This window comes from Streptomyces sp. NPDC050287 (assembly GCF_044459385.1).
Taxonomy (GTDB): domain Bacteria; phylum Actinomycetota; class Actinomycetes; order Streptomycetales; family Streptomycetaceae; genus Streptomyces.
The window spans coordinates 180,708-187,775 of the sequence record NZ_JBITIY010000016.1 but is presented as its reverse complement, the minus strand read 5'-3'; the positions used below and the strand labels follow the sequence as shown (position 1 = coordinate 187,775).

Sequence of the window (7,068 nt, the reverse complement as noted above, 5' to 3'; positions counted from 1 at the left end):
CGCGCGGTCCTGGCGGCCACCCTCTCCCCGACCTGGGGTGTCTACAGCGGCTACGAACTGTGCGAGAACACCCCGCTCAGGGAGGGCAGCGAGGAATACCTCGACTCGGAGAAGTACCAGCTCAAACCCCGCGACTGGGACACAGCCGAACGCGAGGGCCGCACCATCGCCCCCCTCATCGCCCGGCTCAACGCGATCCGGCGCCGCCACCCCGCACTGCACCGGCTCAGGAACCTCCACTTCCACCACACCGACAACGACTCCCTGATCGCGTACAGCAAGCGTGCGGGTCAGGACACGGTTGTGGTGGTGGTCAATCTCGATCCGCACCGCGCCCAGGAGGCGACGGTCTCGTTGGACATGCCGCGGCTCGGCCTGGAATGGCACGAGTCCGTGTCCGTGCACGACGAACTGGCGGGTGAGACCCATCGCTGGAGCAGGAACAACTACGTGCGGCTCGAGCCCGGCCGGGCGCCCGCGCACGTGTTCCACGTCCAGCGAACGGCCGCCTCGCCGCAGATCGGAGGGTCCCCCGCGTCATGACAGTCAACGAGCCCGTCCACGACACCTTCCAGGACACCCCCGCCAAGGACCGGGACCCCGAGTGGTTCAAGCGCGCCGTCTTCTACGAGGTCCTCGTCCGTTCCTTCCAGGACAGCGACGGCGACGGCGTGGGCGACCTCAGGGGCCTCACGGCCAAGCTCGACTACCTGCAGTGGCTCGGTGTCGACTGCCTGTGGCTGCCGCCGTTCTTCAAGTCCCCCCTGAAAGACGGCGGCTACGACGTCTCGGACTACACCGCCGTCCTGCCGGAGTTCGGTGACCTCGCCGACTTCGTGGAGTTCGTCGACGCCGCCCACCACCGCGGCATGCGCGTGATCATCGACTTCGTCATGAACCACACCAGCGACCAGCACCCGTGGTTCCAGGAGTCCCGCACCAACCCCGACGGCCCCTACGGCGACTACTACATGTGGGCCGACGACGACAAGCAGTACCAGGACGCCCGGATCATCTTCGTCGACACCGAGGTCTCCAACTGGACCTTCGACCCCGTCCGGCAGCAGTACTTCTTCCACCGCTTCTTCTCCCACCAGCCCGACCTCAACTACGAGAGCCCGGCGGTCCAGGAGGAGATCCTGGCCGCCCTCCGCTTCTGGCTGGACCTCGGCATCGACGGCTTCCGTCTCGACGCGGTGCCCTACCTGTACGCACAGGAAGGCACCAACTGCGAGAACCTGCCCGCCACCCACGAGTTCCTCAGACGGGTCCGGCGGGAGATCGACGCGATGTATCCGGACACGGTGCTGCTGGCGGAGGCCAACCAGTGGCCGGAAGACGTCGTCGACTATTTCGGCGACTACCGCTCCGGCGGCGACGAATGCCACATGGCGTTCCACTTCCCGGTCATGCCGCGGATCTTCATGGCGGTGCGGCGGGAATCCCGCTACCCCGTCTCGGAAATCCTCGCCAAGACCCCGGCCATCCCGTCGAACTGCCAGTGGGGCATCTTCCTGCGCAACCACGACGAGCTGACCCTGGAAATGGTCACCGACGAGGAACGCGACTACATGTGGGCCGAGTACGCCAAGGACCCCCGCATGCGCGCCAACATCGGCATCCGCCGCCGCCTGGCACCGCTGCTGGACAACGACCGCGACACGATCGAGCTGTTCACCGCCCTGCTGCTGTCCCTGCCGGGCTCGCCGATCCTGTACTACGGCGACGAGATCGGCATGGGCGACAACATCTGGCTCGGCGACCGCGACGCCGTCCGCACCCCGATGCAGTGGACACCGGACCGCAACGCGGGATTCTCGTCGTGCGATCCCGGCCGCCTGTGTCTGCCGACCATCATGGACCCGGTCTACGGCCACCAGGTCACGAACGTCGAGGCGTCCATGGCCTCGCCGTCCTCGCTGCTGCACTGGACCCGCCGCATGATCGAGATCCGCAAGCAGAACCACGCCTTCGGCCTCGGCTCCTACACCGAGCTCCAGTCCTCCAATCCGGCGGTGCTGGCTTTCCTGCGCGAGTACCGGGACGACCTCGTCCTGTGCGTGAACAACTTCGCCCGGTTCGCGCAGCCCACGGAACTCGATCTGCGGGAGTTCGCCGGCCGCCATCCGGTGGAGCTGTTCGGCGGGGTGCGGTTCCCGGCCATCGGCGAACTGCCGTATCTGCTGACCCTCGGCGGCCACGGCTTCTACTGGTTCCGGCTCTCCCGAGTGGCATCCCGCATCGGTCGACGACTTTGAGCGTGTGCCGACGAAAGGACGCGTCACCATGCCGAAGACCGCATTCCTCCGCCCCATACGCAGGGTCGTCGCCGACCCGATGGTCTCGTTCGGCGGCCTGTTGCGCGACTGGCTGCCCCGGCAGCGCTGGTTCGCGGGCAAGGACCGGCCCGTCACGGAGCTCGGGCTGCTGTCGATGACCGAACTGTTCCCGGGCTGTCTGCACCTGCTGGTGCGGACAGCTCACGCGCCGGTGCCCACGCCCGGCGGCGGCGTGCCCGGCGGCGACTGCTACCAGTTGCTGCTCGGCGTACGCGCGAACCTCTCGCCCCGGCTCGGCCGGGCGCTCATCGGGCGGGCCGAGCAGGGACCCTTCGCGGGGCTGACGGTCTACGACGCCCTGCAGGACCCCCGGTCGGCGCAGCTGCTCCTGGAACGGCTTCGGCAACCGGGCTCGGCCGGTCCGCTGCGTTTCGAGTGCGACCCGTCCGTGCCGGTGCCGGCCGGGCTGCCGCCGCGGTTGCTGGACGCGGAGCAGTCCAACTCCTCGCTGGTGTACGGCGACGAGTTCATCCTGAAGCTCTTCCGGCGCGTCCAGCCAGGCATCAACCCCGATCTGGAGGTGCCGGGCGCGCTGGCCGGGCAGGGCTGCGGCCGGGTGCCCGCCCCGGTGGCCTGGTTCCGGACCACGCATCCGCAGGAGGCGACGCTGGGCGTGCTCCAGCCGTATCTGCGGGACGCCTCCGACGGCTGGACGCTGGCGCTGCGCGCGCTCGCCACCGGGGACGACTTCACCGCGCAGGCACGCGAGCTGGGGCGGGCCACGGCCGAGGTCCACCTCGCGCTGGCCTCGGCCTTCCCCACCGGCGCCCACGACGAGAGCGCCCGGACCGCGGCGGGGATGACCGAGCGGCTTGACTCCGCCGCGCACTGCGTACCGGCACTCAAGCCGTTCGTGCCCCGGCTGCGGTGCGCGTTCGGCGCGCTGGTCGCCTGCGATCCCGGGCCGCCCGCCCAGCGCATCCATGGCGATCTGCACCTGGGGCAGGTGTTGCGGGCAGGACGCGAGTGGTTCGTGATCGACTTCGAGGGCGAGCCGTCCCGTCCGCTCGCCGAGCGGCGCAACCTCCAGTCCCCCGTCCGGGACATCGCCGGCATGCTGCGCTCCTTCGACTACGCGGCCCGCCAGCGCCGCCCCTGGCGTCCGGAGTGGGCGCGCCGCTGCCGGGAGGCTTTCTGCGCCGGCTACGCGGCCCGTGCGGGTTGGGATCCCCGCAAGAAGCACGGACTGCTGCGTGCCTACGAGACCGACCGAGCTGTGTACGAAGTCCTTTACGAAGCCAGGCACCGACCGGACTGGCTCCCTGTACCCATGGCGGCGATCGAGCGTCTCGCCGTGAGAGGAGACTGACCCGTGGCCCTGCGCGACGACACCATCTCGCTGCCCGAGCCGTCCGGCCCCGCCGTGTGCGGTACGGCCCCACCGCTGGACCCCGGCGACCGCGGTCGCCTGCTGGCGGGCGCCCATCACGATCCGCACGCGCTGCTGGGCGCCCATCCTGTCCCGGGCGGGATCGTGTTCCGTGCGCTGCGCCCGTTCGCCCGCTCGGTGAGCGTCGTGATCGACGGCGAGCGCAGCCGGCTCGCGTCGGAGGGCGACGGGCTCTTCACCGGCGTCCTGCCCCTGGCCGCGATCCCCTCGTACACCCTGCTGGTGGCGTACGGGGACGGCGAGCAGGAGGTGCACGACCCGTACCGCTTCCTGCCCGCCCTCGGCGAGACCGACCTCCATCTCATCCGTGAGGGCCGGCACGAGCAGCTGTGGAAGGCGCTGGGCGCCGAACCGATGACCCACCAGGGCGTCACCGGCACCCGCTTCACGGTGTGGGCGCCGAACGCCCAAGGGGTCCGGGTCGCCGGGGACTTCACGTTCTGGGACGGGCAGGCGTTCCCGATGCGGTCCCTCGGAGCGTGCGGGGTGTGGGAACTGTTCCTGCCCGGCATCGGCGAGGGCACCCGGTACAAGTTCGAGATCACCTCCCGCCACGGCGGCCGGTTCCTCAAGGCCGACCCGATGGCCCGCCGCGCCGAGGTGCCGCCCGACACGGCGTCCATCGTGACCTCCTCGCGCTACGAGTGGGGCGACCAGGACTGGATGGCCCACCGCGGGGACACGCCTGTGCACGAGGCGCCGTTCTCGGTCTACGAGGTCCATCTCCCGTCCTGGCGGCCCGGCCTGACGTACCGTCAACTGGCCGACGAGCTGCCGTCGTACGTCAGGGACCTGGGCTTCACCCATGTCGAGCTGATGCCGGTCGCGCAGCACCCCTTCAGCGGCTCCTGGGGCTACCAGGTCACCGGGTTCTACGCGCCGACGGCGCGGCTCGGCACCCCGGACGACTTCAAGTACCTGGTCGACGCCCTGCACCGGGCCGGCATCGGCGTGATCATGGACTGGGTGCCGGCGCACTTCCCCAAGGACGACTGGGCGCTGGCCCGGTTCGACGGGGACCCTCTGTACGAGCCCGGAGACGACCGCCGGGCCGAGCATCCCGACTGGGGGACCTACGAGTTCGACTACGGGCGCGTCGAGGTACGCAACTTCCTGGTCGCCAACGCGGTGTACTGGTGCGAGGAGTACCACATCGACGGGCTTCGGGTGGATGCCGTCGCCTCGATGCTGTACCTCGACTACTCACGTGACTCGGGGCAGTGGGCGCCCAATGTCCTCGGGGGACGCGAGGACCTGGACGCGATGGCGTTCCTGCAGGAGATGAACGCGACCGTGTACCGGCGGGCGCCGGGCGTGGTGACGATCGCCGAGGAGTCCACCGCCTGGGACGGGGTCACCCGGCCCACCGACACCGGCGGTCTCGGCTTCGGGCTGAAGTGGAACATGGGCTGGATGCACGACTCGCTCGACTACATGAGTCACGAGCCGGTGCACCGCAAGTACCACCACAACGAGATGACCTTCTCGATGGTGTACGCCTACAGCGAGAACTACGTCCTGCCCATCTCGCACGACGAGGTCGTGCACGGCAAGCAGGCCCTCGTGTCGAAGATGCCCGGCGACTGGTGGCAGCGGCGCGCCAACCACCGCGCGTACCTGGGATTCATGTGGGCCCACCCGGGCAAGCAACTCCTCTTCATGGGCCAGGAGTTCGCGCAGGGCGCGGAGTGGTCCGAGGCGCACGGCCCGGAGTGGTGGCTGCTGGACCCGGAGTACGCGTTCGAAGCCGACCACCGGGGCGTGCGTGACCTGGTCCGCGACCTCAACACGGTCTACCGGCGGACCCCGGCGCTGTGGCAGCGGGACACCGACCCCGGCGGCTTCCGGTGGGTGGCCGGCGACGCGGCGGAGGACAACGTCTTCGCGTTCCTGAGGTTCGACGCCGAGGGGTCGCCCCTGCTGACCGTGTCCAACTTCTCCCCCGTGGTGCGCCACGACTACCGGCTCGGCGTCCCGGACGACGTGAACGCCTGGTACGAGGCCCTCAACACGGACGCGGCACGGTACGGCGGCAGTGACGTCACGCATCCCGAACCGCTCAAGCCCGAGGACGGAGCACTGCGGCTCACGCTGCCGCCGCTCGCGACGGTCTGGCTGACACCCTGCTCCTTCTGAGGCCGCCGCGGCGACACCAGGTGTTCGAACGGCTCCGGAGGGGCAGTCGGGGTCGTACGACCGAGGAATCCTCGTCGTCGCCGAGGAGCCACAGAAAGGCTGCATCACGTGCGCACCGTGGGAGTGGAGGAGGAGCTCCTCCTGGTCGATCCGGAGACGGGCGAACCGCAGGCACTGTCCGCCGCGGTCCTCGCCCGTGTCTCGCAGGACGACACCGACAAGGAGGTGTTCGAGAAGGAACTGCACAACCAGATGCTCGAATTCGCGACCCATCCGCAGTCGGGCATGGAGGAACTGCGCGCGGAGATCGTCCGCTGCCGCAAGGAGGCGGCCCGGCACGCCGGGGAGATCGGCTCCGCGGTCGCCGCGCTGGCCACCTCGCCGCTTCCGGTGAGCCCCTCCGTGGCGGCGGGCAGGCGCTACGAGTGGATGGCGCGGCAGTACGGGATCGCCACCCGGGAACAACTCGTGATGGGCTGCCACGTCCACGTGTCCGTGGAGTCCGACGACGAGGGCGTCGCGGTGATCGACCGGATCCAGCCCTGGCTGTCGGTGCTGTCCGCGCTGAGCGCCAACTCGCCGTTCTGGCAGGGCAAGGACACGCTCTACAGCAGCTACCGCAGCCGGGTGTGGCAGCGGTGGCCGTCCGCCGGCGCCACCGAGCCGTTCCGGTCGGCCGAGCGCTATCACCGCAGGGTCGCGGACATGGTGGCCACCGGGGTGATCCTCGACGAGGGGATGATCTACTTCGACGCCCGGCTGTCCCGGAACTACCCGACGGTGGAGATCCGCGTGTCGGACGTCTGTCTGCGGGCCGACATCGCCGTGCTGATCGCCACCCTCGCCCGCGGGCTCGTGGAGACCGCCGCGCGCGAGTGGCGACAGGGCGTGGAGCCGGCCGGGCACAGCGTGAGCCTGCTGCGGCTGGCGTCCTGGCGGGCCGCCCGCTCCGGCCTCACCGAGGAGTTGCTGCACCCCGCGACCATGCGGCGGATGCCCGCCGAGACGGTGGTCCGGGCCCTGCTGGAGCACGTCGAGGACGCCCTCGTGGACAGCGGTGACCTGGACCGGGCCCGCGAGACCTGCGCCGAACTGCTGCGCGGCGGCAGCGGTGACCAGGTACAGCGCGAGCTGATGGAACGGACCGGGAGCCTGCGGGAGGTCGTCACCGAGTGCGTGCGACACACGCAGGGCTGACCGGCC

Annotated in this window: 5 protein-coding genes; all 5 read left to right on the top strand. The window is 70.1% G+C overall.

The features are described from left to right. A partial coding sequence (locus tag ACIBK3_RS39815) for a DUF3459 domain-containing protein (protein ID WP_399372885.1) occupies positions 1-543 on the top strand: 543 nt, incomplete at its 5' end. Continuing rightward, positions 540-2,258 (top strand): maltose alpha-D-glucosyltransferase, encoded by a 1,719-nt coding sequence (gene treS, locus ACIBK3_RS39810; protein WP_399372884.1) that lies wholly within the window; start codon positions 540-542, stop codon positions 2,256-2,258. The genes ACIBK3_RS39815 and treS, both read left to right, overlap by 4 nt. Before the next feature lie 28 nt (positions 2,259-2,286). Continuing rightward, the gene (locus ACIBK3_RS39805) at positions 2,287-3,648 is read left to right on the top strand and encodes a maltokinase (RefSeq protein WP_399372882.1); all 1,362 of its coding nucleotides are present in this window, start codon (positions 2,287-2,289) and stop codon (positions 3,646-3,648) included. Positions 3,649-3,651: 3 nt separating this feature from the next. After that, on the top strand, positions 3,652-5,865 hold the full coding sequence (gene glgB, locus ACIBK3_RS39800; RefSeq protein ID WP_399372881.1) for a 1,4-alpha-glucan branching enzyme: 2,214 nt from the start codon (positions 3,652-3,654) through the stop codon (positions 5,863-5,865). A 108-nt stretch (positions 5,866-5,973) separates the two neighbouring features. Next, positions 5,974-7,062: a glutamate--cysteine ligase gene (locus tag ACIBK3_RS39795; RefSeq protein WP_399372880.1), complete on the top strand. Its 1,089-nt coding sequence runs from the start codon at positions 5,974-5,976 to the stop codon at positions 7,060-7,062. The last annotated feature ends 6 nt before the right edge of the window (positions 7,063-7,068 follow it).